Genomic DNA, 26,894 nt, shown 5'->3' with positions numbered 1-26,894 from the left:
ATAACTTAATAAAAAACTTAAATATCAGAATTTGAATTTTAAAGTAAAGAAATATGATCAACGCATACAAGATTAGCTAATTATTTTATCTATATATCAAAAGCTAACAAGATTAATGTTCTTACATTTAGTGATTGTACAGAAAAATGAACACTGTTTTGTATAACTTAAAGATTCAAATGTTTTTTGTGTAACCAAGAAACGGTTAAAAATAAAGAAATATATCGTGTTGGGGTTTACCCTAAGCCTTTTTTTTAAGACAATATAGCGGCATTGAATGGTTATTCATCTTCTTCTTTTCATCAATCTATTAAAATTGGATTCTGATCTATGACGACCCCTTTAAACGAACGTCGTATTGCAAATGCAATTCGTGTATTGGCAATGGATGCTGTGCAACAAGCAAACTCAGGGCATCCAGGTGCTCCAATGGGGATGGCAGATATTGCTGACGTCGTCTGGCGTGAGTTTTTAAATCACAACCCAACAAATCCACAATGGGCAAACCGTGACCGTTTCGTTTTATCAAATGGCCATGGCTCAATGTTGCAATACGCTTTGCTTCATTTAACAGGTTATGATCTTTCAATTGAAGATTTAAAACAGTTCCGTCAATTGCATTCTAGAACTCCTGGTCATCCTGAATATGGCTATGCACCGGGTGTAGAGACGACAACTGGTCCTTTAGGTCAAGGTATTGCTAATGCTGTTGGTTTTGCTTTAGCAGAAAAAACATTGGCTGCTCAATTTAATAAAGATGATTTAAAAGTTGTTGACCATTTCACTTACTGTTTCTTAGGTGATGGCTGTTTAATGGAAGGTATTTCTCACGAAGTATGTTCTTTAGCTGGCACATTACAACTTGGTAAATTGATTGCTTATTATGATGATAATGGCATTTCAATTGATGGTGAAGTAGAAGGCTGGTTCAGCGACGATACAGAAGAGCGTTTCAAAGCCTATGGTTGGCAAGTTCTTCGTGTAGATGGTCATGATACTGATGCGATTCGTCAAGCGACAATCGAAGCAAAAGCTGAAACTCAAAAACCAACAATCATTATGTGTAAAACGATTATTGGTTTAGGTTCACCAAATAAGCAGGGTAAAGAAGACTGTCATGGTGCGCCATTAGGTAAAGATGAGATTACTTTAACTCGTGAAGCATTAGGTTGGAACGAAGAAGCATTTGTTATTCCTGCTGACGTATATGCTGCATGGGATGCAAAAGCAAAAGGTAGTGAATCTGAAGCGGCTTGGAATGCTGTATTTGCACAATATCAAGCAAAATATCCAACTGAAGCGGCTGAGTTACTTCGTCGTATCAGTGGTGACTTACCAGCAGAATTTGCAGCGCAAGCAGATGCTTTCATTCATGAAACAAATGCGAAAGGCGAGACAATCGCAACACGTAAAGCAAGCCAAAATACATTACAAGCATTTGGTCCTTTATTACCTGAATTGTTAGGTGGTTCTGCTGACTTAGCAGGTTCTAACTTAACACTTTGGAAAGGTTGCCAAGGTGTTCAAGAAAACCCAGCTGGTAACTATGTCTACTATGGCGTACGTGAATTCGGTATGACTGCAATCGCTAATGGTGTTGCATTACATGGCGGTTTCGTTCCTTACGTTGCAACATTCTTAATGTTTATGGAATATGCACGTAATGCAGTACGTATGTCTGCATTAATGAAACAACGTGTAATTCATGTTTATACACATGACTCAATCGGTCTGGGTGAAGATGGTCCAACTCACCAACCGATTGAACAAATTGCTTCATTACGTGGTACACCTAACTTAAATACATGGCGCCCTGCGGATACTGTAGAAACTGCAATTGCTTGGAAATCTGCTTTAGAACGTAAAGATGGTCCTACAGCACTTATTTTCTCTCGTCAAAACTTACCATTCCAAACACGTTCTGAAGAGCAAATTCAAAACGCTGCAAAAGGTGGTTATGTACTTGCTCAAGAAAAAGGCGAATTAAAAGCAATTATTATTGCAACTGGTTCTGAAATTTCTTTAGCAATGGAAGCTTATGCACAACTTGAAGGTGTGCGTGTAGTTTCTATGCCATGTGCAGAAGAGTTTATGAAGCAAGATGCTGCATACCGTGAAGCAGTATTACCAGCTCATATTCGTGCGCGTGTTGCTGTTGAAGCGGCTCATGTTGACTATTGGTGGAAGTTTGTTGGTCTTGATGGCAAAGTAATTGGTATGACAACTTATGGTGAGTCTGCACCAGCAAAAGATTTGTTCCAATTCTTTGGTATTACTACTGAAGCTGTTGTTGCAGCGGTAAAAGAATTAACTGCTTAAATATTAAAGTAGTGTAAAAAAGCGCTCTAGATAGAGCGCTTTTTTTATTTGAGAAGTTAAATAGTGAGTTCTGTTTGGATATTAATCTGAGAGGTTAATAACTTATGAATAGGGCAATTCTCTGCAACTTTTAGTAATCGCTTATGTTGGTCTTCAGTAAACTCGCCTTTGAGTGTGATTTTCCGTTCAATATTATTTTGGCCTTTTTCAGGTTCGCCATTAGGGTTTAATGCTAAATCCACTTGAACATGCTCAAGCTTAATACCTTTAAGATTCGCATACATTTCTAAAGTAATGGTGGTACAAGCTCCTAAAGCGGATAATAAAAGCTGAAACGGGTTCGGAGCTGTATCTTGTCCACCTTTATCAGTCGGTTCATCTGCAAACCATTGATGACCTGAAGGATCGGTAAGAGTTACTCGATATGGGGTAGAAGTACTTTGTGCTTGGGCTGTATCAACCATGTTTTACCTTGTTATTCATCAATAAAATCGTAATAAAAATTAATAAATCTGAAGCTTCGAATAGAAGAATATCTAAACTTTATAATATTAGTTTTAAATAATAACTGTAACGCTTTTATTGTTGCATGGATGAAACATATCGTTTTATAAAGAATGGTGAATTAAATTACTTGATGTATACACTAATGACTATATCAATAAAGGATACGAAAAATGCATCTTAAAACATTAAGCTTCGGTTTGGCAGTAGCATTGGCTAGTTCAGTTACTTTAGCTGCACCAGTAGACTACAAAATTGACCCAACACATACAGCTACTGTTTTCTCATGGAATCACTTTGGTTTCTCTACCCCAAGCGCCAATTTCTCGGATATCCAAGGTGTAATTAAAGTTGATAATGCTAAACCAGCAAACTCATCTGTAAATGTGACTATTCCTTTAAGCAGTGTAAATACAAACGTACCTGCTTTAGATAAAGAGTTCCAAGAAGAAGCTTGGTTTAATGCTGCTAAATATCCAAATATTACGTTTAAAAGTACTAAAGTTGAAACGAAAGACAAAAAGCACTTTAAAATTACTGGTGACTTAACTGTTAAAGGCGTAACTAAGCCAGTTGTACTTGACGCTGTTTTAAACAAGCAGGGCGAGCATCCAATGGCTAAAGTTCCAGCGATTGGTTTTAATGCTACAACTTCATTCAAGCGTTCTGACTTTGGTTTAGGAAGTTATGTACCGAACGTTGGTGATAAGATCACTGTAAACATTACGACAGAAGCAACTGCCGCTAATGCAGCTAAAAAATAAGTTATAAGTTTTCTAAAAAGCCCTCAAATATGAGGGCTTTTTTATTTAGACTGGCTCTTTTTTATCTGGATCTATAAATACTAAAGGCGCTGAAGGATCGATATTTCTTTTCTGCGATTTTTCTCTTAAAAACTGGTAAGTAGGAACTTTTCTTTTTGCCTGATCGCGCAGTTTCTTTTTAATATAAAGCACCAGAGCAAAACATGTAGTTGCAACGGTCAGCATCATACCATTCATATAGCTCATGATTGAGCTTACATAGCCAATAGTCGTTAAACGATGCATCATACGTTCAACTTGAGTGCTACTTTCAATACCGGTAATTGCCCAACTACATAGATGTTCACAGTTATTAATAATCAAATGATAGTGGTTTTCATGCATACGTGAACGCATTCGGCGAACCACAATCTTTCCTTTATAACGAGGTTTGTCATAAGAACGGATATGTATTTTTTTGCCATGCGAGAAAGCATCTATTGACGTGATTTCAATCGGGCGTTTTTTGATGAAATGAGCTAAGCCGGAATAATGGATAACTCGACCTCTCCCTGCATATATACCATGATGGCTATAGCCGAGATGCTTTACGATGAGGTGAGCCCCTAAAGGGTAGCGTTTATTCGGTTGTTGCATGCTTACGCTGATCCAATAAAGTGTAAATGGCTTTTATTGAAAAGCTGCTAAACATTATAACCAATATCAGCAATTTGGAGTGTATTGATTACGTCGAATGAAGGAATTTGATGCATATCCAATCTATTCATATTTCTTGTATATAATTTAAGAACTTAATATGAAGGGAAAATGTCATGTCAGGTGATGTTAAATGAAATGGGTCGTCGGGTACTTAGCTTTGTATGGGCTTTTGTTTCAGACTGCATATGCTATAGCGCATCAGCAGATTAAAACGGTGGAAGGTGACCAATACGATGTGATCTCGATCAGCGATTTTAAAGCATTACGCTTATTTTTAAAGAATCCTAATAATCAGCAATACTATAAAAGCTTTAACAATATTGAGGAACAATTAAAGCAGTGTGAGCAGCTTAGCTTTGCAATGAATGCGGGGATGTTTCATTTAGGATTTTCTCCAGTAGGGTTGTATATTGAACGAGCTAAGGTAGTTCAGCCCTTAAATGAGCATAAAGGATTGGGAAATTTCTTTTTACAGCCGAATGGGGTAGTAGCTTGGAATAAAAAACAGGCCTTTGTTTTAACTACGCAACAATATAGCCTACAAAATTTGAAAGTTGATTATGCAACCCAATCTGGGCCAATGTTAGTTATTGAAGGAAAGATAAATTCCCTTTTTTTACCAAACTCTCAATCAAAGAAAATTCGTAATGGAGTTGGTATTCGAGATAATAAACTCTACTTTGTAATATCGAAAAATAGGGTGAATTTCTATAATTTTGCCGAGTTTTTTCAAAGAAACCTTAAGGTGGAGCAAGCTTTATATCTCGATGGTTCTATTTCTAGTTTATATATGCAAAAGAACAATCGGAATGATCAGCAATTTCAAATGGGACCAATGGTCGGTTGGGTAGACGAGTCCAATTGTGCAGTAAAGTGAAATATAAAAAAGCCAGTACTAGACTGGCTTTTTAATTAATGAATAGACGGTTTTTGAGTGAGTTCATTTAACTCTTTTCGGCTATAACCACGGGAAATAAGAACTTTTTTAATCCCCTTAATGACATCTTCATCTGTTGCTTGTGCAAGTGCACTTAGAAGTTGTTCATTAGTTTTACATGAGCAGTCATTTTCAACACAAGCAGTTTGGTTTTTATGCTCGTTATGCTGTTGATCTGCCAAGAACAGCTTTTGCCAAAAACTCATAGAGCCTTCATATACAACCTAACATAGCTCGAAATATAGCCAATTTAAAATAAAATACAAGACTCTATAAGTGATAAATCCACCACTTGAACTCGAGAATTTTCGATGGGAATGCTTGAGTTAAACGAAATTATGACGAATAGATGACTTGATATTTTTTGAAAATTTAAATACTTAACTAATAAAACGTTAAAAAATAAGGAGGTATGTAGCCTCCTTATTTAAAACTTTACAATGAAAGATTTTGTTTAAATCTTCTCAAGTAAAACACCAGACTCGACATGATGCGTATAAGGGAACTGATCAAATAAGGCGAATTTAGTCAATCGATGAGTTTGACTGAGAGTTTTTAAATTTTCATATAACGTGTCAAGGTTACATGAAATGTAGATAATACGTTCAAAACCTTGTAGAAGTTTTAAAGTCTCATCATCAATTCCTGCACGCGGTGGATCTACAAATACGGTGTCAAAGTCATAGCTTTGAATATCAATATTCGCTTCTTGTAGACGGCGAAATTCGCGCTCACCTTGATAAGCTTGAGTAAATTCTTCAGCCGATAGACGTGCTACTTGAATATTATCGATTTGATTCTGTTCAATGTTCCATTGAGCTGCATAAACAGATGATTTTGCAAGCTCAGTAGCCAATACTCGTTCGAACTTTAAAGAGAGTGGAAGCGTAAAATTACCATTACCGCAATAGAGTTCTAATAAGTGTTTCTTTGATCCTTCAGCTGCGTCACATGCCCATTGCAGCATTTTTTTGCAAACTTGTGCATTAGGTTGAGTAAAGCTGCTTTCGATTTGTTTATATTTAAATGAACGATTTAAAAGTTCGAATTCTTCAACGACGAAATCATCGCCAATAACAATTTTCTGGCCACGACTACGGCCCATAATCTTAATATCTAATTTATCGGCAAGCGCTTTAGTGGCTTGTTCCCATTCTTGATCCAATTTACGGTGATAAATGAGGGTAACTAACATTTCGCCGCTAAGTGTTGCGAGGAAATCAGCCTCAAATAAACGATTAGAAAGCTTAGGTTCAGCTTTGAGTTCTTCCAAAAGTTTTGGCATTAAATCATTGATGCTTTGATCTGCAATTGGAAACTCATCAATGCGTACAACGGTTTTTTGCTTGTCGTCATCGTTACGCTCAAACATGGCATAGAACATATCATTTTCTGTATGCCAGATACGAAATTCAGCACGCATACGGAAATGTTGTTCAGGTGATTCAAACACTTCTAATGTAGGTGGTGTAAATTCAGAAAATTGAGTAGTAATGCGTTCAATTTTAGCTTGAAGTTGTTGACGATAAGAAGAGGTCATAGACAAAGAAAATTTAGACAGAATCAAATAGTGAATGGTATCAAAAAAATTGAACTTACAGGAGCCAATTTTAACCAGATATTCATAAGAGAAAGCAGGTACCTAAACTAGAGCTAATTTAAAACACGATTAATAAAATCTGATTTTATTGTTCTATATTGATCGGGGTCTAAATGGCTACACTGTAATTTTAATTGATTATATTCATTAACCAACGTGGGTGAGTTTATAAGCTTATTTTTAAAGGCTAAGAAAAATGTGAATACTGAATCCGTGACTACAATTTGAAATGCCACATCATCATTGTTGAGTGATTCGAGCATACAAAGCTCATGTGTTCTTAATGTATTTTGTTTTTCGATAAAATTAAGTGTTTTTAATTGTTCTATTGCGAATTCAAATTGCTCAGGTATAACTTCAATATAAATATCTAAATCACCTTTTGAAATTGCATTCGGTATTGCAGATGAACCAATATGCTCAATTTTGGCAAATGGTAGAAGTGTGGAAATTTCTTTTTGATATGAATTAAAAAGTTGAGTGCATCTTTGTTGATACTGTTCTGGTTCTAAAAAGATCATTATTAGAATCTCGAATTGATAAAATTTATATATTTAGGAATAGATTACTTTATTAAATAAAAAAGCCCAAATACTGAGATTTGGGCTTTTTTTGAAAATTATCGATTAATCAGTCATTGTCATTAAGCTTGCGTTACCACCAGCTGCAGCTGTATTCACACTAATTGCACGTTCAATCACTAAACGCTCAAGTGGAATAGTTTCATTCGGCTCAACATGGGTAATACCAACAATTGCGCCAGAACGAGTAGCAATCTCTTGCTGTAATGAGAAGATCTCTTCACGGTTACCATGATGTAAAACTGCATCAAAATCATCTGATGAGATGTTTTTAACTGTAGTAATTGCAGCAAGCACATCTTTTGGCAATGTTTGTTTGTATTTTGCCAATAACGGACTATTTGGCATTACGGCCGCTTGGCTACCCACTGCAAAAATTGCGAGCAATTGATGCAACTGATTCTGTTCTGTGTCAGCAATAGAAAGAACACGATGACGTGGCAAAATAATATATTGGTTACTTTCCCCAGTAGGGCCTTGTAACTCATAGAATTTACCAACACCAAATGGTTCGATATCACGATTTGCTTGCGGTAAATGCTGTTTCGCCCAATTTTGTAAGCTCTTATAAACCTCACGGTTAAAGCCTTCAAAAGCAGTTTGCTCATTCTTCATAGCAAATGGTGTTGCCAATACTTTGTTTGAACACTGCTGCATCAAGCGATACATGTAAAGCGGACCACCAGCTTTCGGGCCTGTACCAGATAAACCTTCACCACCGAATGGTTGTACACCAACGACAGCACCAACAATATTACGGTTGATATAAAGGTTACCAACTTCAGCATGTTGAATGACTGTTTGGATGGTTTCATCAATACGGGTATGCAGACCCATTGTTAAACCATAACCTTTGGCATTAATACGTGAGATCAATTGCTCAAGCTCACCATACTTATAGGTAATGATGTGTAGAACTGGACCAAAAACTTCGCGCTGCAAGTCATCAAGGTTAGGGAGTTCAATTGCTGTTGGTACAACAAAGGTTCCTTTATCTAGTTCATTCTGGCTTGTTGCTCCAAACATCAACTGATGCACTGGGTAGCCTTTCGACTTCATTTTTTGGATGTGTTGATCAATCGTCTGTTTTGCTTCGTCATCAATCACAGGACCAATGTCAGTTTTTAAAATTGCAGGGTTACCTACAATTAACTGTTGCATTGCACCTTTAAGCATTTTAATAACGGTTGCAGCACTGTCTTCTTGTACACATAAAATACGTAAAGCAGAGCAACGCTGACCCGCGCTATCAAAAGCAGAACTTACAACATCAAGTACGACTTGTTCAGTTAATGCTGATGAGTCCACAATCATTGCATTTTGACCGCCAGTCTCTGCAATGAGAGGAATCGATTGACCATTTTCAGATAAACGTTTCGCAACGGTTTTCTGTAAAATTTTTGCAACTTCAGTCGAACCAGTAAACATGATGCCATCAATACGGCTATCTTGGCTAAGCTGAGCACCGACTGTCTCACCGCGGCCAGGAAGTAACTGTACAGCACCATGTGGAATACCAGCTTCCCATAAAATCTGAACTGCTTGAGCTGCGATTAATGGGGTTTGTTCAGCAGGTTTAGCAATAACGCAGTTACCACTGACTAATGCTGCAGCAATTTGACCAGAGAAAATTGCAAGAGGGAAGTTCCACGGGCTAATACAAAGTACAGTACCTAAAGGTTGAATAGCTGTATTTGCAGGAAGATTCTCAACTTGAGTTGCGTAGTAACGTAGGAAATCTACAGCTTCACGAACTTCTGCAATGGCATTGGCATAAGTTTTCCCGCTTTCACGGCAAAGTAAAACCATCAATTCTTGAATGCGACTTTCCATTAGGTCAGCTGCACATTTTAAGTATTGAGCACGCTGTTGTTTAGGCGTATTTGACCATTCTGATTGAGCTTGTTCAGCTGCATTAAGCGCAATTTCAACATGCTTAAGATCAGCTTCTTGCACATAACCAACAATTTCATCATTTTGTGCTGGGTTTGTAATTGCAACAGAATGACCTTGCTCTAACGACTCGTTATTTGCCAATAATGGATGACTTTGCCAAATGCGATTACGTAATTCTTGAGCTGTGCTATCTAAAGCTGCAAGTGGGGTGTCATTTGCTAAGTCATAACCTTTAGAGTTTTTACGAAGTGTTCCGTACATATCTAAAGGTAGAGGAATTGATGGATGTTTTAAACCAACTGAACCTTCAAGCTTAGCTGCGTGATGAATATCATAAATTGGAGACTGGATAAGATCTTCAACTTTAAGTGTTTTATCGGCAATACGGTTAACGAATGAAGTATTCGCGCCATTTTCGAGTAAACGACGAACTAAATAAGCTAACAAAGTTTCGTGGTTACCAACAGGAGCATAAATACGGCATGGTACGCCTAATTTATTTTGCTCGCGTGGACCAACAACTTGTTCATAAAGAGGTTCACCCATGCCATGTAAGCATTGGAATTCATATTGTCCAGCATAATATTTGCTTGGATCCGCTAAATGATAGATCGTTGCCAATGTTTGAGCATTATGAGTGGCAAATTGCGGATAGATGAACTCTGGCGTTGCAAGTAATTTTTTAGCACATGCGATATAAGATAAATCGGTATGTACTTTACGAGTAAAGACAGGGTAGTCATCCATACCTTCGATTTGCGCTTTCTTAATTTCGCTATCCCAATATGCACCTTTCACAAGACGAATCATGAGACGCTTTTGGCTGCGTTTAGCAAGGTCAATAATATAATCAACCACGAAGAAACAGCGTTTTTGATAAGCTTGAATTACGAAACCAATGCCTTTCCAGTTCGCAAGTTCCGGCTCGAAGCAAAGACGTTCAAGTAACTCAAGAGAAATTTCTAAACGTTCTGATTCTTCAGCATCGATATTTAAGCCAATATTGTACTTTTTAGCCAAACGAGCGAGTTCAAATACTTTGCCGTAAAGTTCTTGATGAACACGTTCAATTTGCGCGCGTTGATAACGAGGATGTAAAGCAGAAAGCTTAATTGAAATACCCGGACCATCATAAACACCTTTACCATTAGACGCTTTGCCAATTGCATGAATGGCTTGTGTATAATCGTTAAAGTAGCGTTCAGCATCATGTTCGGTTAAGGCTGCTTCACCTAACATATCGTAAGAATAGCGGAAACCTTTGTCTTCGAGTACTTTCGCATGATCTACAGCTTCTTCAATGGTTTCACCAGTTACAAACTGTTCACCCATCATACGCATTGCAACGTCAACAGCTTTACGAATGATGCCACGTCCACTGCGTGCTAAAAGGCCAGTAAGTACACTTGAAAGACTGGTTTGCTTAGGAGTTTCCATGAGCTTACCAGTTAACATGAGGCCCCATGCCGCAGCATTTACAAACATTAAGCTGCTTTGACCAACATGTTCTTTCCAGTTACCTTGATTGATCTTATCTCGAATAAGCAAATCACGTGTTGCTGAGTCTGGAATACGAAGCAAAGCTTCGGCTAGACACATGAGCGCCACGCCTTCTTGTGAAGAAAGAGAGAATTCTTGTAATAACCCTTGAACAATACCTGCTTTGCCCGAAGAGGTCTTACGTTCACGTAAATTATTGGCAAGATTAAAAGCTAGGTCATAAATTTTATGATCTAAATCATCAGATACCGCGGCAGCTTGTAATAGCTCTTCTACAGCTTCTGGTTCAGCACGTCGCCAAGCTGTATTGATGCGTTGTTCAAACTCACTTTTATCGTTAAATTCGGTGATATAGCCTTGGTGAGATTTATCCATTTGATGAAAAGTATCCATTGTGTTCATATCAGTTTCCGCCAAGCAACTCTCATACTCCCTTCTTGAGTAGAGAGGTTTAGATAATTTATCATTACAGAAGAAACACCGAATAACTCACTATATTTAGCCCATTTTTTAGAGGAAAATTCAGATGAATGGCCCAATATTAAGCCTTGACCGTACTGATTTAAAAATTTTGGATATTCTTCAAACAGATGGGCGAATTTCTAATAGTAAATTAGCCGAACTTGTTAACTTGTCGCCAACTGCTGTTATGGCTCGAGTGCAGAAGTTGACAAAGGATGATTTTATTTTGGGATATGAAGCGAAATTGAATCCAATCAAGTTAAATGCAAATTTTTTGGTGTTCGTAGAGGTGCTATTAGACAAGACAACACCCAATGTTTTAGATGAGTTTATTGATGCTGTTGTTCACTATCCTGAAATTGTTGAATGCCATATGGTGAGTGGCGGGTTTGATTTTTTAATTAAATTACGAAGTGGCAGCATGGAAGAGTTTAGGCGAATTGCGGGGAAGGTACTGTGGCAATTACCAGGGGTAAAAGAGACTCGTAGTTATCCAGTCATGCAAGTTGTAAAAGATACTTCAAAAATTAAAATCAAAACTAAAAATAAATAAAGGGGCCGAAGCCCCTTTGATTTATTTCAATAACTTATACGCTTTCTTTGTAGAGTTCATCTGCTTTTTCAAAGCGGCCAGTTACTGTCGTATTTGGCGCTTTAGTTAAGAGACTCACTACAATGATGCTGATAAATGCAAGGATAAAGCCTGGGATAATTTCGTAAACACCAGTGTCTGCGAAAAGATTTTTCCAGCCAATCACTACAACTGCACCAACGATCATACCTGCTAAAGCACCTTGTAAATTCATACGTTTCCAGAATAGTGACAAGATGATAAGCGGACCAAATGCAGCACCGAAACCAGCCCATGCATAAGCAACAAGGCCAAGAACTTTACTGTCTGGGTTACCAGCAAGAGCAATCGCAAGAACAGCAATCGCAAGAACCATAACACGGCCAACCCATACAAGCTCTTTCTGAGATGCATTCTTACGAATGAAACCTTTGTATAAATCTTCTGTTAATGCACTTGAACATACCAAAAGCTGACAGCTCAATGTACTCATCACGGCTGCTAAAATTGCAGCCAAAATGATACCTACAATCCATGGATTGAATAAGATTTTAGTCAATTCCATAAATACTGTTTCAGGGTTTTTGCTTACAACTGCTGCTAGTTCAGGGTGTTGCTCAAAGTAAGCAATACCGAAGAAACCAGCACCGACTGCACCAGCTAAACATAAAATCATCCAAGTCATACCAATACGGCGCGCAGCAGGAATTGATTTTACAGAGTCAGCAGCCATGAAACGTACAAGGATATGTGGTTGACCAAAGTAACCCAAACCCCATGCCATGGAAGATAAAACTGCCACTACACTTAAATCTGAAATAATATTGAATGCATGTGGACGAGCAGTTTCAATGAGTGTCACAAATTGTGTTGTATCGCCAATTGCAAGATAAGTTACGATTGGTGTTAATAACAAAGCAAAAATCATTAGGCCAGCTTGGAATGTATCTGTCCAGCTAATCGCTAAGAATCCACCGATACAAACATAACTGATGGTTGCAATTGCGCTGAGCCAAATAGCAGTGGTGTATGACATTCCGAATAAATTTTCAAATAAACGGGCACCTGCTACCATGCCTGAAGCACAATAAATTGCGAAGAAAACCAAGATGATAACGGCAGAGAAAATACGAAGTACTTTTTTCTGATCGTCAAAACGACTTGTAAAATAATCTGGCAACGTGAGTGCATTATTTTGGACTTCAGTATGAACGCGTAATCGACCAGCAACCAGTAGCCAGTTAAGCCAAGCACCGATAATAAGACCAATTGCAATCCACGCTTCAGATAAACCAGAAAGATAAATCGCGCCCGGTAAACCCATGAGCAGCCAACCACTCATGTCTGATGCGCCTGCGGATAATGCAGTTACGAAACTGCCTAAACTACGACCACCGAGAATATAATCTGAGAAGTCGCTTGTAGCACGGTAGGCAAATAAGCCAATAAGTACCATTGCTACGATGTACACCATAAACATGATGAGGGTGGGATCAAAATAACTCATAATGGATGTGTGTCCTTATATCCATAATCCGTGATTGTAACCTAATCCAGGTCGCTGTTTTCTTGTACGGCATCCAAGAGGTTGAGATTCAACCACAAAAGATTTTTTTTGCACTGTTATTTTTATATTGTACTTTTGTATCATTGTGTAACTTAAAATAAATTGATTTTAAAGATATAAAATTGTAATATTAATCAATAACTTATAATTTTTTAATATTTATTCTTTTAAATTTTTTCAGCAAAAAAATGTCATTTTCTAAAAAAATAAATCGATATTGAGTTATAAATAGGCTATTGGTCAAAAAAAAATTATAGAAATTTAGAATAAAGTCAAAAAAATCGGCATTTTTTTGTTCAATTAATAATTTTTTTTATTCAAGTTAGGCTTATTTAGTGTCTAAAAATAGCAATTAGCTAATTAAATTTGCAAAAAGTTTATGCATTCCTTGAGTCGCTGACATCTTTAATAATTCATATTGGTGAGGAACACGCAGATGATCAGCATTTGGATCTATATAGTAGGCTTTACATTGATTTGAAATTTCATGAACTAAAGCCGCAACAGGATATACGCTTAATGTCGAGCCGATCACAATAAAAATATCTGCACTTTGTACTAATTGAATTGCTTCTTCATAAGCGGGTACAGCTTCACCGAACCAGACTACATGTGGACGCAGGGGATAGCCATCTGGGCAAAAGTCTTGTTCTAAATCTAGCTTCCAGCCATTAATATCGTAAAACTGTGTTGTAAATTGTGCATTCGGGCCAGAGCTTTTCGCTAAACGAATATTTCCATGCAAATGTAAAACGTTAGAACTTCCAGCCCGTTCATGTAAATCATCAATATTTTGAGTAATCACTTGTACGTCAAAGTAGTCTTGTAGTTTGGCAATATATTGATGAGCTTCGTTAGGTTCAGCCTCTAAAATATTTTTACGTCGCTCATTGTAAAAGCGTTGAACTAAAGCAGGATTCTTTTGCCATGCCTCAGGTGTGGCAACTTGTTGGATGTCGTAATTTTCCCATAGACCATTACTGTCACGAAAAGTGCTAATTCCACTTTCAGCACTCATGCCAGCGCCAGAGAATACAACAAGCTTTGTCATAGAAGTCACCGATTCGTAAAACTGAATTTGAATAGATTTTGAATAGATTTTGAATAGATAATAGATAAAGAAAAAACCAGTTTAAGACTAAACTGGTTTTTATTAAATATGAAAAGCTATAGCTATCTTTTATAAGCCAGCTTCATATTCTGCATTTGTTAAAAGTTTTTCAACATCTGCAATGTTGTCTGGTTTGATTTTATAAATCCAGCCTTTTCCATATGGATCGTCATTTACAAAATCAGGATCATCTTCAAGGTCAGTATTTACTTCTACTACAGTGCCTGAAACAGGAGCATGGATGTCAGAAGCAGTTTTTACTGATTCAACCACACCAGCTTGTTCGCCAGCAGTAACTTTACTCCCAACTTCCGGAGTTTCAACGTAAACCAAATCGCCAAGTTCATCTTGTGCATGATCGGTAATCCCTGTAATAACAAGATCACCCTCAATCTTTACCCACTCATGTGTACGTGCATACTTCAGTTCCGAAGGATGATTCATGGTAACTCCTTAAGCTTGTGTCCAATAGTTTTAAACATTATAAGTATGGGTCTTTACGCCAGTTGCTCGGACTGCGACCACTCCAGCGTTTAAAAGCACGGCTAAAATTTGCAACGTCTGAATAGCCAAGTTCATCTGCAATTTGTTCCAGACTATAATCTGTACGTGAAAGTAGAGATGTTGCATGTCGATAGCGCACTTCATCAACCAATGTAGAAAATGAAGTTCCTTCAGCGGCTAATTGGCGCTTTAGCGTGCGGTCTGACATGTGTAGACATTCAGCTACATTTTCAATGCTTAAATAATGTTGTTCAGAATTACTTAAAATATCACGAACTCGCATTGCTAAGCGACGGCGCTCACCTAAAGCGGAAAGTTCGGCTTCGCACTGATTAATAGCAACCTGACTTGCGATAGGATCAGCATTAACTAATTTAATTCCTAAGTATTTTTTATCAAAACTTGAAATCAGATGTGGCTGGTTGAAGCGAATTGTGCTGCTTAGTTTATTTCTATACTTTTCAAAGCCTTCTGGTTCAGGAAAGTCCAAATCTACATCACCAGCTAAATCTTCGATACCCGTAATCGCTTTAGCCATACTCATGATGCCAATGGTCAAACCTAAAACGATTTCTGTCCGTAGAGGTTCAAGTTCGATGTCGCACTGTAATTGTAGGGTAGCTTTTGGCCCAAACGTTGAAAAATAGAGTTGTAAAAAAGGTAGACGTAGTTGAATAAAGCGTGCTGCAAGGGCAATTGCTTCTGTAATATCTTTGGCTGTCATAATTGCATAGCCAATGAAGCCATGAATCGAAATACGCATTTGAGTACCAAGATGGTACCCCAAAGTAGTTTCACCAGTTAAATTAAGCGCGTGTTTAACCAGTTCGTTTGCTACAGGTGTAGAAATACGATAATCAGGATCGGCCAGTTGCTCACTCGTAAGATGAAATGGAGCAAATAATGTTTCATCGTTATATCCCCAACGTGAAACAACATCTAATAGCAATAAGCCATAGACACCCGGAATACCTTGATCTTGACGAGCTGAGGTAATTTTCATATGCGTTCCATTGCTCTCATCAATTTGTCACATGCATTTCTTACACATCTTGTCATGAAATATAATCTGAGTTTATAAAAACTGTTAGACAATCATATCAACCATGTTTTAAACATTCTTTTTAAAGACAACAATTTTTGTTGTTGAAATAAGTAATACGTCGCCATTTTGATTTAAGGCTTGCGTAACGTAACTTACAATACCACGATCTAATTTTGTTTTGGATGGTGTGATCGCTGAAATTTCAGCTTCCACATGAATTTTATCACCTGGTCGAGTAGGGCGTGGCCACCGTAAGCTAGACTCTGAACCAATCAGGCCGCCATGAATCGGCATACATTCCGTCCATAACCGCATAGTAATTGCAGAAGTATGCCAACCGCTAGCAGCAATTCCTTGAAAAATTGGATCGTGCTTAGCTTGTTCTTCATCTATATGGAAGGGTTGAGGGTCATAGGAGCTTGCGAATTTTTTGATTTCATCTAAGGTAATTTCATATTCACGGCTAATAAAACGATCACCAATTTTCAAATCTTCTAAATAAAGCATTAATCTTGACCCTGTAATACTTTTTGTTCAATTAGGAAACCACCTGTTTGACGTTTCCATAACTGTGCGTATATACCATTTTGCGCAATTAACTCTTCATGAGTTCCTTGCTCAGCAATTCGACCTTCATCAAGAACGATTAAACGGTCCATTTGTGCAATAGTAGATAAACGGTGTGCAATTGCAATAACGGTTTTATCAACCATCAGGTCATTTAAACTTGACTGGATTGCTGCTTCAACTTCTGAGTCTAATGCACTAGTTGCTTCATCTAAAATAAGAATAGGAGCATCTTTTAAGAATACACGTGCAATGGCAATACGCTGTCTTTGACCACCAGAAAGTTTAACACCACGTTCACCTACTTGAGCGTTATAACCACTACGTCCTTTTAAATCAACCAATTGCGGAATAAATTCAGCAGCTTTGGCTTTATTTACAGCATTCTCCATGTCTGCATCAGATGCATCAGGGCGACCATATTTAATATTCTCTGCAACTGAGCGATGTAATAAAGACGTATCTTGAGTAACTAAAGCAATATTAGCTCTTAGACTATCTTGAGTTACATCTTCGATGTTTTGGCCATCAATTAAAATGGCACCTTGCTTAAGATGGTAAAAATGTAAAAGCAACTGAATCAGCGTAGACTTTCCTGCGCCAGAACGGCCCACAATTCCTATTTTTTCGCCTGCTCTAATATGCAAGTTGAAGTGATCAATCACATTTTTATTGTTATAAGCAAAGCTTACATCTTTAAATACAATCTCACCTTTGGTCACTGCAAGTGGTTTTGCATCTGGTTTGTCTTGAATATTGATTTTTTTACCTAATGTTTGCATACCATCTTGAATGGTTCCAACATTTTCAAATAAGGCTGACATATGCCACATCATAAATTCAGCCATACTATTAAGTTTTAAAATCATTGCAGTAGTTGCTGCAATTACACCTAATGCTGCTAAACCTTGGGTCCATAGCCAAACAGAGGTACCAATTACACCTACAAACAAAACAGCAGACAACATATTGATGCTGACTTCAAAGAGGGTACCTAAACGCATTTGAGCATAGACTGTAGTCATAAACTCTTTCATAGATGCTTTTGCGTATTGGCTTTCACGACCAGCATGGGCAAATAGTTTTACCGTTTGGATGTTGGTGTATGCATCTGTTACACGGCCCGTCATGATCGCTCTAGCATCGGCTTGTTGCTGAGAAACTTTACTTAAGCGGGGGATAAAGAACCATGCGCTTAATAAAAATAGGCTTAACCAAACTAAAAGTGGAATAAGTAAAATTGGTGAAATTGCGCCAAGAACAATGCTGACTGTAATGAAGTAAATGCTGACGTATGCCAACATGTCACCCAAAATAATCCAGAACTCACGGATTGCTAACGCTGTTTGCATAACCTTCGCAGAAAGTCGTCCTGCAAAGTCATTATGGAAAAAGTCCAAGCTTTGTTTCAATAAAAGATTATGGAAACGCCAGCGCAAACGCATTGGGAAGGTACTATATAAAATTTGATGTTTGATAATAGATTGAATATTTACAAAAAAGATGTTGGTAAATAAAACACCAATCAAAATGAGTAAATCAGTAGCATGCTGACTTAAAAAGCTTTCTGGATGACTTTTACTTAACCAGTCTACGAGTTGTCCAATCTTTGAAAAAAGTAAGGCTTCAAAGCTTGCAGCACCTGCTGTAAAAAGAATAAGTAAGAATAAGTAAGGGCGTAGGCCTTCCGTAGCTTGCCAAACAAATGGAAAAAAACGAGTCGGTAAAGGTTCATCTAAACCTTTAGTTGGGTAGGGATCTACAAGTTTTTCAAACCACTTCAGCATGAATTACTACCTTTGACACAAAAGCCACTTAATTAAATCTTTGCAATTTAATTTGCAAAAAGTCAGTTAGATCAATATCACTTAGGGTTTCGATCTTGTGAATATATGCAAATACACATGAACTGATAATGTTGTACGTCTTAAATTAATACATGACGCAAAAATGGAGACTCGAAGAAATCTTCAAGAACGTCGCGAGGACTAAAAATATTATTTATTATATCGAGATTAATAGATAAAGGGTGAAGGAATTTATTCTTTAAGTATTTTTTATTAGTATTTTGAACATCTGTTAAATTATTACAGCTACACATATTAGAAAAGGCCTTTAGATTTGGGTCATAAAGGCCTAAGTATCGTATTACCACATTAAGTCATCTGGAATAACATATGCTGCATATGGATCTTCCTCATCAGTGGCTTGTTCGTTTTTCTCAGCATTATTAATCAAAATGAAGCCTTGCATTTTTTGATCAATTTTTTCACCTAAAGCTTTTGGAAGATAGGCGTATTGATCTTGATCTTTAGCAATAACTAGGCTACCTGCAACAAGTGCATTATAAACTTGCTGAGATAGATACACTTTTTTGATTTTATTTTCATCAATAAATTGATAAGCCACATCTCCAGCAAAATCAGTAATCTTGTGCTGCTTAATCATCTGGATGATTGATGCTTTAAGTGCTTTTTCTTCAAGCTGTTTCTGTTTTTCTAAATTTAAAGCTTGATCTTTAGCTAACTTTTCTTGTTGAGCTTTTTCAATATTTGCTTTGATTTCAGCCTCATTACTTAGTCCAAGACGCTGTTCGTGATGAGCTTGCTTTGTTAATTTTTTTGCTTTTTTATTATCAACTAAACCAGCTTTTAATAGCTGTGCTTGTAAGGCATTTTTAACCATGTCTTAGTCCTTGTGTGAAGTTGAAGTACTATAGAGATAAACTATCCAGTAAGAAATACTTAAGGCTAAGCTTAAAATTGCTGGCAATAAAAATGATTGTAGTTTCAAATATGGATGTACTGAAGCGGCAACAATTCCACCCAACAGGAAGCCAGCAAGAATAAGTAAATGTAAAACAATACGTCGATTTTCTACAATTAAGCCCCTGGCTTTATATCCAAGTGCTAAACCAATATCAGTCAGCACACCAGATAGATGAGTAGTGCGAATAATCGTTCCTTTGTAGTGGCTTACCATCGCATTTTGTAACCCCATTGCCGTACAAGCCCATAATAATCCATAGCGTGGAAAATAAGGAAGCAATAGCCAGCAAAGGAAAATGAATAAGGCAACAAGGCTCAAAGGTAAGCCATAACGACGACCTAGTCGAAAATGACTGCTACCTAAAATAAAACCACTATAAAATGAACCGCAAACATAACAAATAATCACCAGAAGTAAAAAAATGATATGTTCTGGTTGCCACTCTACCAAACTCATAGCCAGCATACTAACGTTGCCAGTCATATGTGAAATAGATTGATGCAAAAGAGTAATTAATCCTAAGACATTAATCATTCCGGCATTAAATGCCAGCAAAAAGGCTCCAAGTTGGAACCAGTTTGGTAGGCGTTGAAATGGCATTTTGCTTAAGACGCTTGCTTAGAGCGAATATCTACAGCTGCGGTAAATAATACATCTGTAGATGAGTTAAGGGCTGTTTCTGTAGAGTCTTGCAATACACTGATAATCATACCAACCGCTACAACTTGCATAGCAATTTCTGTTGAAATACCAAATAGACTACAAGCTACCGGAATCAAAAGTAAAGAACCACCTGCAACACCCGAAGCACCACAAGCTGAAATTGTAGCAACAACTGATAAAATAACCATTGTCGCAAAGTCAACATGAATGCCAAGCGTATGGACAGTTGCTAATGTAAGCACAGTAATGGTTACTGCCGCACCTGCCATATTTACTGTTGCGCCTAAAGGAATAGATACACTAGCTGTAGATGGGTTAACACCTAAACGCTCTGCCAAATCTAAGTTAACTGGGATGTTGGCTGCTGAGCTTCGAGTAAAGAAAGCTGTAATACCACTTTCTTTTAGACACTTAAATACGAGAGGGTATGGATTTCCACGTATAGTAAGGGCAACAAGAATAGGGTTGATAACCAAAGCAACAAAGAACATGGTACCTAACAATACCACTAATAATTGTGCATAGCTTTCAAGTGTTGCAAGGCCGGCATCGGCAAAAGTCACTGCAACTAATCCGAAAATACCGACTGGTGCAAAAGCAATTACTTTATGAATAATAGCACTTACAGCATGTGAAACATCCTGCATCACTTGTTTTGTGGTGTCTGAGCTATGACGCATAGCTAAACCTAGGCCAATTGCCCAAGCTAAAATACCAATAAAGTTGGCTTCACTAATTGCTTGAACAGGGTTTGCAATAAAGCTTAAGAGCAAGTTTTTTAATATATCTGCGAGACTACCAGGCGCTTGTAAGTCATTATGTGAAACTGTATTGAGGAATAATGTGCTTGGAAAAGAAAGACTGACAATCACAGCTGTGAAAGCTGCAAGCAACATACCTGCCACATATAGAATCATAATAGGGCGTAAATTGGCGCTATGACCCACTTGGAAGTTGGCAATAGAAGAAAGCACCAATACAAAAACTAAAATAGGGGCAACCGACTTTAAGGCTTTAATGAAAAGCTCACCAAATAAACTTAAGTAAGGCGTAACGTTCGGAAATAGTAATGCAACGCCTATCCCTAGAATAATGGCGATAATAATCTTAGTGACTAAGCTTAATCGAGAAAAGAATGCAAGCATATAAAGGCCTTATTAACCTAATCATGGCTAAAGGTTGAACAAGCGGAGTATTTTATACTTAAGTGATGTGAATCTTAAGCTTTTTTATAGCACCTATAAGTATTTATACTTGATGGTAATATTAAATAATTGTTTTTATTGGTCTTAATTTAATATTTTAAATTTTATAGTTGGTGGTTTTGCTTGTTAATTGCTCATTAAAAAACTAGGTATATCAAAAAGCTGTGAAAGCCTGGAATAGGCTAAAGACAATATAGGGGCAAAAAGTTAAATATGGTTGAGCTTTTTAGAAAAGCTACGCGAATTTTCAAAACTTTGTGCTTGGATTGGACTCTAAGCTTTCAAGCTGAAAAATCGCATATTTCAGGAAGTTACTACTATTATTATAAATTTATAATTTAAAAAATATTATTTACTTGCACAGTACAGCTGATGAAGCGTATTTAAAATTGAATGCATATTGTCATCCTTAATTGAATAAAAAATTTGCTTGCCATCACGACGGGTTGATACAACATCACTTTTGCGTAGCATCATAAGTTGTTGTGAAAGAGTGGGCTGGGTAATTTGGGTCTTCTCTTCAATTTGAGAAACATTTAACTCCTCATAAGCTAAGTGACATAAAATTAATAAACGATCTGTATTAGCCAAAGATTTAAGAATTCCAACGACTGAATCAGCCGCATTTTTCATTTCTTCGATTTGGAGTCCATCTTTCATACTTTATACCTATATCAATATAGCGGGCATAGTATAGATTGATCTTATGAAAATGAATGTAGCAAAACTAATCAATCCAATTGTTTTTGTTGAAAAGCAATATAAGGGGAATTGATAAATAAGTAGTCTTTCTAATTAAAAACAACTATTTGTATTTCTTTTGTGTCTAAAATGTTGCTTTGTGTTATAAGTGTAATTGTTAAGTATAAGTGAAACGAAGTCAACCTAAAACAATTTCAATTTGCTTTCAATAAATAGTTAAATCTAATTTATCTTGAGACAAATCATAAAAAAGGATTGAGTTTTTATTTTTTAAATATATAATCTGTTTTGTACAGACAGGTCTGTATATTTTGGTTCAGTAAGGTCGAAAAAAACGTCTAATTGTGAACCAAAATGACTTTCAGACGCAGCGTGATACATAAGAAGAATCATTAAATATAAGAAGAAGAATATCACGCTTTATTTTTATGCTGCTCTTTCGAAATCGATTAATTTTTCTACTCGAGTCCAGTAATCATTAATTTTTATTGAACCATGTTCGACTTGAGCCTGTATAGTCATACCTTCCAAAATATTAACGAGTAGTAAAGATAGGGGAACTGGCTCTTTTACATCATACTGGTTAAGAAGATTTTGCATGAGTTGGGTCAACCAAGCTTTATACAAAGTGGCAGGTTGATGTGTTGAAGGATATTGTTTTAAAACCTCTTCCAAGGCTTTTTGAAACATGCAGCCATTAAAATCTTCGCTATTAAACCAGTCGGAATACCATAAAAATACTGCTTTAATTCTGGCAAGAGGGTCTAACTCATCATGTTTTGATAAGGCAGAAGTAAGAGAGTTTTGTAGAAGCGTATTTCGAAGAAGTAGACACTCTTCAATTAATTTTTCTTTTGATGGAAAATGCTTATAGAAAGTCATTTTTGCAACGCCAGATTCATTAATGATGCGATCTACACCTATAGAATTATAGCTATACGAGTTAAAAAGTCTTAATGCGGTGTTAATAATGTCATCTTTTTTCGACATATTTTAGCCTCTCACAAATGAATTGCTATTAGCTTGAACGGTGATCTTTATCAATGAGAATCTAGATATTTTAATTTTACAAGGTATTGTTTGTTATTGATAGAAAAAAGATATTATTTTTTTAAACGCTGAAGTTTTACTTTTAAGGGAAAGGTAATGGGTTCAAGGCTATATATTTAAATAATTACACTTCTTTTTTCAAAATCTTTTAACTTCAATATTTTTGCGATAAGTCGATTTTAAAATTTAAAAGGGAAATTAATAAACAAAAAACAAATCTATTTTTGAATTTTTCGGCTAATTTAAAAGTGGACTTCCCGTTGTTTTGAAAAGTCCACTTTTATTAAAGTTTTTTACTCTGAAGGAGGTAAAAGCATCAAAATAGACTCATTGAGTAAGTAAGTAACATTCTCAAGGATTTCAAGCTCATTAAATTCGCTATTGAAAGCTAAGCTTTCTCCATCAGCAATAGCTTTTAATTTTGGTGCAAAAGTTTCAGCTATACATAGCGCTTCGCCATTTCCCCAGAAGTTTAGAATTCCGTTATTTTCTGTATAAAGTAGGCGAGAGGCAGGTTCTAATAAAACTTCATAACCTTCATGTAAGATCTCTTGAAGATCATCGGCTTCGATCTCATCAGGTTCTGGAATATTATCTGGATATTTAGGTTCGCTCATATATGACATGATTGCTGCATCAAGTGCTGTAGAGTCTTGCAACTGAGCTAAAACTAAGTCTTTTAGATAACTTAGTTCAGTTGAGTTAATTTCACCAATTTGACTCATTTGTTTGCGTGCGATATCTACAACAGGATTTTGAAGTAAAATATTAGCTGAAAATTGATCGCTAATACGTTCCATCATTCCTGCAACGTTTGGCATGCGAAAGCCAAATGAGAAAGTTAGGCAGTCATCTTCGGCAACCCCATAATGTGCTATTCCAGGTGGAACATAGAGTAAATCGCCTGGTGCTAAAACCTCATCAAATTGCACATCTATTTCTGGCAAAAGTTTTAATGGTTGATTGGGTACAAATGCAGTATTTGCATCGCACATTTGACCTAGCTGCCAGCGACGATGACCATGACCCTGAACTAAAAACACATCATAAAAATCGAAATGTTTCCCAACTGAACCACCCTTAGGTGCATAAGACACCATAATATCGTCGCGGCGCCATTGAGGAATAAAAGGAAATTTTTTCCAAAGTTCTGAAAGATCAAAAGAGTAGTGATCTACTGCCTGTACTAAAATTGACCATAATTTTGGTAGCTTTTGAAAATCACCTTTGGTTAAAGGTGAAGACTTTACGTGCCATTCATTTGGATTTTTATCTTTTTGGCGAATCAGTCTGGCACTTGCATGTTCTTCTAAGGCAAGTTCTTGCACATCCTGAGGTTGTAAAAGACCTATAATTTCTGGCAATCCGTTACGCACCAGTAAAGGTTTTTTCTGCCAATACTCTGCTAAAAATTGCTCGGCAGTAATACCGCCTAAAACTGTTAAAGGTTCTGTCATGGAAATAACCTATTTATAAAATATCTAGAATTAAGGAATTTGTAGATCAAGTTGCCTTAAAATATGGCAAAGTTGAATCATAGGAAGACCCATCAGTGTGGTCTGGTCTTGGCCTATCATTTTTTCAAACAAGCTAATTCCTAAACTTTCACACTTAAAGCTGCCAGCGCAATGTAGTGGCTGATCTAATAAAACGTATCGTTCAATTTCAGCTTGATTCAGATTTCGAAATTTAACTTGATAATGTTCAACGAGCGTTTGTTCAAAGTTTCTATCGAGCCATTGCACGCTAAGCGCTGTACTAAAAAAAACAGTTCGACCAGAATTATCTGCTAGTTGTGCTTTAGCATTTTCACTAGTCATCGGTTTGCCAATAAAGTCATGCGGAGCATGTTCTCGCCAAGCAACTTGATCTGAACCAATAACGATGGCTGATGGGTTCTGTTCAGCAATCACCTGAGCTTTTGTGAAAGCGAGCCTTTTTGCAAGTTCATCGGCATGGGTTTCATCGCGAGGACTTTCATCAATATCGGGACTAATACAAATATAATTAATTCCAAGACGGTCCATTAAGTCTTTGCGAGTTTGACTACTCGAAGCCAAAATAATTTGTGGCTGAACCATTACACTGCAAATTCCATTAATACATCTAAAGGTACATAGCTTAATACAGCTTGATGACATGCATGTATTTTAATAGGAGGGGCTTCACCCGCTTGATAAGCCTCTACCCAGCGAGTTACGCAGATACACCAGAAATCACCCGGTTTCAGACCAGGGAAACCTACTTCTGGCAAAGGGGTAATAAGATCATTACCAATTTTCTGAGAGAAATTTAAGAAATCAGCGGTCATTTGTGCACATACGGTATGCTGACCAAGGTCTGTTACTGCTGTGTGGCAGAAACCATTTCTAAAATAGCCTGTAATAGGGTCAAAGCAACAACTTGCTAAAGGTTCCCCTAAAACATTTAAGCGATTGATTTGTGGATCTGGATGAATAGACATAATGGGTGAAATATCAAATAACTACCTCTATCATAATCAAAACTGGGGCTTTCTACAGCTTTTATGCAAAAAAACTAACCTTTTTTGATGTAATCATTTAAAATTGGCGCGTTTTTAAAATCATAAAGAGAGCTTTACATGAATTTTCAGCGTATGACTGACCTTAACTTAACAGGCAAACGTGTCCTTATTCGTGAAGATTTAAACGTTCCTGTCAAAAATGGTGTGATTACTAGCGATGCTCGCTTACGTGCAGCATTACCAACTATTAAAGCTGCTTTAGATAAAGGCGCAGCAGTGATGGTATGTTCACATCTAGGTCGTCCTGTTGAAGGTGAACCAAAGCCAGAACAATCACTTGCACTAGTCGCTGCTTATTTAACAGAAGTATTGGGTCAAGAAGTTAAATTATTAACAGATTATTTAGAAGGCGTTGAGGTTGAAGCTGGTCAAGTAGTATTGCTTGAAAATGTACGCTTTAACCATGGCGAAAAGAAAAATAATCCAGAGCTCGCTCAAAAATATGCTGCTTTATGTGACGTGTTTGTTATGGATGCATTTGGTACTGCTCATCGTGCAGAAGCATCTACTGAAGGTGTAGCTCGTTTCGCTCCAGTTGCTGCTGCTGGTCCTTTGTTGGCTGCTGAGTTAGATGCACTAGGCCGTGCAATGCAAACTCCAGAAAAACCAATGGTTGCAATTGTTGCTGGTTCTAAAGTTTCAACTAAACTTGATGTTTTAAACTCACTTTCTAGTATCTGTGATCAACTGATCGTTGGTGGCGGTATTGCAAATACATTCTTAGCAGCTGCTGGTTTTAACGTTGGTAAATCATTATATGAAGCTGACTTGGTTGAAACTGCTAAACAAATTGCTGCTAAAGTAAGTGTTCCACTTCCTACAGATGTTGTAGTTGCTGATGCATCGCAAATTAATTTTGAAGATTTCTTAGGTTCTTTAGCAGCAGCTCAAGCTGTTGTGAAGAAAGTAGAAGATGTGACTGCAAATGATATGATTTTAGACGTTGGTCCAGAAACAGCTAAAGCATTTGCTGATATTTTAACAACATCAAAAACGATCCTTTGGAATGGTCCAGTAGGCGTATTTGAGGTAGATCAATTTGGTGAAGGGACCAAAGCGCTTTCTCTTGCGGTTGCTCAATCGGAAGGATTCTCGATTGCTGGTGGTGGAGATACATTAGCTGCGATTGATAAATATAACGTCGCTGACCAAATTGGTTATATTTCTACAGGTGGTGGTGCATTCCTTGAGTTTGTTGAAGGAAAAACATTGCCAGCAGTTGCTGTTTTGCTTGAACGTGCTTAATACTGTTATATAGAAATAAGAAGGGATTGGGTAACCAATCCCTTTTTCATTGATAAGTCATTAAACTGTCATATATTTGCAATAAAAT

25 protein-coding genes are annotated in these 26,894 nt (G+C 37.0%); 5 read left to right on the top strand and 20 right to left on the bottom strand.

The annotated features are described in order from the left end of the window. Window positions 1-330 precede the first annotated feature (330 nt). Complete coding sequence (tkt, locus tag ACTJJH_RS03785) at window positions 331-2,319, top strand: transketolase (protein WP_440600760.1); 1,989 nt, start codon at window positions 331-333, stop codon at window positions 2,317-2,319. A gap of 56 nt (window positions 2,320-2,375) precedes the next feature. Here tkt and ACTJJH_RS03780 read toward each other — a convergent pair whose 3' ends face one another. After that, on the bottom strand, window positions 2,376-2,783 hold the full coding sequence (locus ACTJJH_RS03780) for an OsmC family protein (protein WP_032034815.1): 408 nt from the start codon (window positions 2,781-2,783) through the stop codon (window positions 2,376-2,378). 213 nt (window positions 2,784-2,996) lie between these two features. Between ACTJJH_RS03780 and ACTJJH_RS03775 the strand changes: the two genes are divergently transcribed. Then, entirely contained in the window at window positions 2,997-3,587 is a 591-nt protein-coding gene (locus ACTJJH_RS03775; protein WP_002121395.1) for a YceI family protein, read from the top strand. 45 nt (window positions 3,588-3,632) lie between these two features. Here the strand turns inward: ACTJJH_RS03775 and ACTJJH_RS03770 are convergent, their stop codons facing one another. After that, window positions 3,633-4,223, bottom strand: coding sequence for a lecithin retinol acyltransferase family protein (locus ACTJJH_RS03770; protein ID WP_032034818.1), 591 nt, complete (start codon window positions 4,221-4,223; stop codon window positions 3,633-3,635). A gap of 193 nt (window positions 4,224-4,416) precedes the next feature. Here ACTJJH_RS03770 and ACTJJH_RS03765 point away from each other — a divergent pair, with 193 nt between their 5' ends. Continuing rightward, window positions 4,417-5,163, top strand: coding sequence for a phosphodiester glycosidase family protein (locus tag ACTJJH_RS03765; RefSeq protein ID WP_440600759.1), 747 nt, complete (start codon window positions 4,417-4,419; stop codon window positions 5,161-5,163). A 35-nt stretch (window positions 5,164-5,198) separates the two neighbouring features. Here the strand turns inward: ACTJJH_RS03765 and ACTJJH_RS03760 are convergent, their stop codons facing one another. From ACTJJH_RS03760 to putA, 4 genes are all read right to left on the bottom strand, one after another. After that, complete coding sequence (locus ACTJJH_RS03760) at window positions 5,199-5,429, bottom strand: hypothetical protein (protein ID WP_000011679.1); 231 nt, start codon at window positions 5,427-5,429, stop codon at window positions 5,199-5,201. A gap of 248 nt (window positions 5,430-5,677) precedes the next feature. Continuing rightward, on the bottom strand, window positions 5,678-6,763 hold the full coding sequence (trmA, locus tag ACTJJH_RS03755; protein ID WP_440600758.1) for a tRNA (uridine(54)-C5)-methyltransferase TrmA: 1,086 nt from the start codon (window positions 6,761-6,763) through the stop codon (window positions 5,678-5,680). A 113-nt stretch (window positions 6,764-6,876) separates the two neighbouring features. Then, window positions 6,877-7,344 (bottom strand): GrpB family protein, encoded by a 468-nt coding sequence (locus ACTJJH_RS03750; RefSeq protein ID WP_320124027.1) that lies wholly within the window; start codon window positions 7,342-7,344, stop codon window positions 6,877-6,879. 105 nt (window positions 7,345-7,449) lie between these two features. Continuing rightward, window positions 7,450-11,202, bottom strand: a complete 3,753-nt coding sequence (gene putA, locus ACTJJH_RS03745) for a trifunctional transcriptional regulator/proline dehydrogenase/L-glutamate gamma-semialdehyde dehydrogenase (RefSeq protein WP_440600757.1) — start codon at window positions 11,200-11,202, stop codon at window positions 7,450-7,452. A gap of 124 nt (window positions 11,203-11,326) precedes the next feature. Between putA and ACTJJH_RS03740 the strand changes: the two genes are divergently transcribed. Next, the gene (locus ACTJJH_RS03740; protein WP_014206578.1) at window positions 11,327-11,815 is read left to right on the top strand and encodes an Lrp/AsnC ligand binding domain-containing protein; all 489 of its coding nucleotides are present in this window, start codon (window positions 11,327-11,329) and stop codon (window positions 11,813-11,815) included. A gap of 34 nt (window positions 11,816-11,849) precedes the next feature. Here ACTJJH_RS03740 and putP read toward each other — a convergent pair whose 3' ends face one another. From putP to ACTJJH_RS03670, 14 genes are all read right to left on the bottom strand, one after another. Continuing rightward, window positions 11,850-13,340, bottom strand: coding sequence for a sodium/proline symporter PutP (putP, locus tag ACTJJH_RS03735; RefSeq protein WP_014206579.1), 1,491 nt, complete (start codon window positions 13,338-13,340; stop codon window positions 11,850-11,852). Between the two features lie 412 nt (window positions 13,341-13,752). Next, entirely contained in the window at window positions 13,753-14,460 is a 708-nt protein-coding gene (locus ACTJJH_RS03730) for an SIR2 family NAD-dependent protein deacylase (protein ID WP_440600756.1), read from the bottom strand. A gap of 120 nt (window positions 14,461-14,580) precedes the next feature. Continuing rightward, window positions 14,581-14,955: a glycine cleavage system protein GcvH gene (gene gcvH, locus ACTJJH_RS03725; protein WP_005069578.1), complete on the bottom strand. Its 375-nt coding sequence runs from the start codon at window positions 14,953-14,955 to the stop codon at window positions 14,581-14,583. A gap of 37 nt (window positions 14,956-14,992) precedes the next feature. Continuing rightward, a complete protein-coding gene (locus ACTJJH_RS03720; protein WP_002121430.1) occupies window positions 14,993-16,018 on the bottom strand; it encodes an AraC family transcriptional regulator in 1,026 nt (341 codons plus the stop codon). Between the two features lie 108 nt (window positions 16,019-16,126). Beyond that, a complete protein-coding gene (locus ACTJJH_RS03715) occupies window positions 16,127-16,567 on the bottom strand; it encodes a MaoC family dehydratase (protein ID WP_002121358.1) in 441 nt (146 codons plus the stop codon). Then, complete coding sequence (locus ACTJJH_RS03710) at window positions 16,567-18,414, bottom strand: ABC transporter ATP-binding protein (protein WP_063098703.1); 1,848 nt, start codon at window positions 18,412-18,414, stop codon at window positions 16,567-16,569. Before ACTJJH_RS03710 ends, ACTJJH_RS03715 begins: the two co-directional genes overlap by 1 nt. A gap of 361 nt (window positions 18,415-18,775) precedes the next feature. After that, a complete protein-coding gene (locus ACTJJH_RS03705) occupies window positions 18,776-19,312 on the bottom strand; it encodes a DUF2058 domain-containing protein (RefSeq protein WP_002121466.1) in 537 nt (178 codons plus the stop codon). Window positions 19,313-19,315: 3 nt separating this feature from the next. Further along, complete coding sequence (locus ACTJJH_RS03700; protein ID WP_284086241.1) at window positions 19,316-19,996, bottom strand: YoaK family protein; 681 nt, start codon at window positions 19,994-19,996, stop codon at window positions 19,316-19,318. Between the two features lie 5 nt (window positions 19,997-20,001). Then, window positions 20,002-21,204 carry a serine/threonine transporter SstT gene (gene sstT / locus ACTJJH_RS03695; protein ID WP_014206582.1) on the bottom strand — a complete coding sequence of 401 codons (1,203 nt, stop codon included), beginning with the start codon at window positions 21,202-21,204 and terminating at the stop codon, window positions 20,002-20,004. A gap of 408 nt (window positions 21,205-21,612) precedes the next feature. Continuing rightward, complete coding sequence (locus tag ACTJJH_RS03690) at window positions 21,613-21,924, bottom strand: ArsR/SmtB family transcription factor (protein WP_002121379.1); 312 nt, start codon at window positions 21,922-21,924, stop codon at window positions 21,613-21,615. A 468-nt stretch (window positions 21,925-22,392) separates the two neighbouring features. Further along, window positions 22,393-22,956, bottom strand: coding sequence for a TetR/AcrR family transcriptional regulator (locus ACTJJH_RS03685; protein WP_002121343.1), 564 nt, complete (start codon window positions 22,954-22,956; stop codon window positions 22,393-22,395). A gap of 353 nt (window positions 22,957-23,309) precedes the next feature. Then, window positions 23,310-24,473 carry a ribosomal protein uL16 3-hydroxylase gene (locus ACTJJH_RS03680; RefSeq protein WP_262439613.1) on the bottom strand — a complete coding sequence of 388 codons (1,164 nt, stop codon included), beginning with the start codon at window positions 24,471-24,473 and terminating at the stop codon, window positions 23,310-23,312. A 30-nt stretch (window positions 24,474-24,503) separates the two neighbouring features. Beyond that, the gene (locus tag ACTJJH_RS03675; protein WP_057062356.1) at window positions 24,504-25,097 is read right to left on the bottom strand and encodes a Maf family protein; all 594 of its coding nucleotides are present in this window, start codon (window positions 25,095-25,097) and stop codon (window positions 24,504-24,506) included. After that, window positions 25,097-25,480 (bottom strand): DUF2237 family protein, encoded by a 384-nt coding sequence (locus ACTJJH_RS03670; RefSeq protein WP_057062355.1) that lies wholly within the window; start codon window positions 25,478-25,480, stop codon window positions 25,097-25,099. Before ACTJJH_RS03670 ends, ACTJJH_RS03675 begins: the two co-directional genes overlap by 1 nt. Before the next feature lie 138 nt (window positions 25,481-25,618). Between ACTJJH_RS03670 and ACTJJH_RS03665 the strand changes: the two genes are divergently transcribed. Beyond that, on the top strand, window positions 25,619-26,806 hold the full coding sequence (locus tag ACTJJH_RS03665; RefSeq protein WP_440600755.1) for a phosphoglycerate kinase: 1,188 nt from the start codon (window positions 25,619-25,621) through the stop codon (window positions 26,804-26,806). Window positions 26,807-26,894 lie beyond the last annotated feature (88 nt).

Origin of the sequence: Acinetobacter sp. 22301, from assembly GCF_052045285.1 — a bacterium.
In the GTDB taxonomy this organism is placed as follows: domain Bacteria; phylum Pseudomonadota; class Gammaproteobacteria; order Pseudomonadales; family Moraxellaceae; genus Acinetobacter; species Acinetobacter pittii.
Note: the sequence above shows the minus strand (reverse complement) of the source record. Positions and strands in the feature narration are given on the sequence as shown.